At 64.5% G+C, this 1393-nt stretch carries 1 protein-coding gene; it reads left to right on the forward strand.

Going from position 1 to position 1393, the window contains the following annotated elements:
• Positions 1-49: 49 nt before the first annotated feature.
• Positions 50-1351 carry an IS256 family transposase gene (locus tag KME78_RS63625; protein WP_246655208.1) on the forward strand — a complete coding sequence of 434 codons (1302 nt, stop codon included), beginning with the start codon at positions 50-52 and terminating at the stop codon, positions 1349-1351.
• Positions 1352-1393 lie beyond the last annotated feature (42 nt).

Raw genomic sequence — 1393 nt, forward strand, 5'->3', positions numbered from 1 at the left:
GGGACTGTACGGTTTTCGGTGTAACTCCTGATCAAGGAGAACGCACCTGATGAGTACTGTGATCCAGGCATCGACGGAGATCGACCTAGAGGACACCGCGGTGGCACGCAAGGAGCCCAAGGACGCAGATCGCGAGCTTGTCGGCCGTCTGGTCGAGCAGGCTCGTGCCGAGGGCATGGAGTTGGTCGGTGAGAACGGGCTGCTGGGCCGGCTGACCAAGCTGGTGCTGGAGTCGGCTCTGGAGGGCGAGATCACCGACCATCTCGGCTACGACAAGCACGAGCGCGGCGGCAGCGAGACGGGCAACTCGCGCAACGGGACCCGGTCCAAGACCGTCATCACCGACGTCGGGCCGGTGGAGATCACCGTCCCGCGTGATCGGGACGGCAGCTTCGAACCGAAGATCGTGCGCAAGCGGCAGCGACGGCTGTCCGGCGTCGATGAGATGGTCATTTCGCTAGCCGCCAAGGGCTTGACCACCGGGGAGATCTCCGCGCATCTGGCCGAGGTGTATGGCGCCGAGGTGTCCAAGCAGACGATTTCCACCATCACCGACAAGGTGCTGGAGGGCATGGCCGAGTGGCAGAACCGGCCGCTCGACTCCGTCTATCCGGTGATCTTCATCGATGCCATTCACGTCAAGCTGCGCGAAGGCCAGGTGGCCAACCGGCCGATCTACGTGGCGATGGCGGTCACCGTCGACGGCGAGCGTGACATCCTCGGCTTGTGGGCCGGCGACGGCGGTGAGGGCGCGAAGTTCTGGCTGCACGTGCTGACCGAGATCAAGAACCGGGGCGTCGCCGATGCGCTGATGGTGGTCTGCGACGGCCTGAAAGGACTGCCGCAGGCCATCGAGACCGTCTGGCCCCAGGCCATCGTCCAAACGTGCGTCGTTCACCTGTTGCGCGCCAGCTTCCGCTACGCCGCTCGCCAGCACTGGGACGCCGTCGCCAAAGCCCTCAAGCCCGTCTACACCGCCCCCACCGAGGCTGCCGCGCTCGAGCGGTTCTATGAGTTCGCCGAGCTGTGGGGCGGTAAGTATCCGGCGATCGTGAAGCTGTGGGAGGACGCCTGGGCCGAGTTCGTGCCCTTCCTCAACTTCGACACCGAGATCCGTCGGGTGATCTGCTCGACCAACGCGATCGAGTCGGTCAACGCCCGGATCCGCCGGGCGGTCAAGGCCCGGGGCCACTTCCCGAATGAGCAGGCCGCGCTCAAGTGCGTCTATATGGCGATCATGAGCCTGGATCCGACTGGCAAGGGCCGCAAACGCTGGATCACCCGCTGGAAAGCCGCTCTCAACGCCTTCGCCATCACCTTCGAAGGCCGCCTGAACCCGACCACCCCATAGAACTAATTCAAGATCGAGTTACACCGTTTACTGGACAGGCCC

Origin of the sequence: Nonomuraea guangzhouensis (assembly GCF_019396345.1) — a bacterium.
In the GTDB taxonomy this organism is placed as follows: domain Bacteria; phylum Actinomycetota; class Actinomycetes; order Streptosporangiales; family Streptosporangiaceae; genus Nonomuraea; species Nonomuraea guangzhouensis.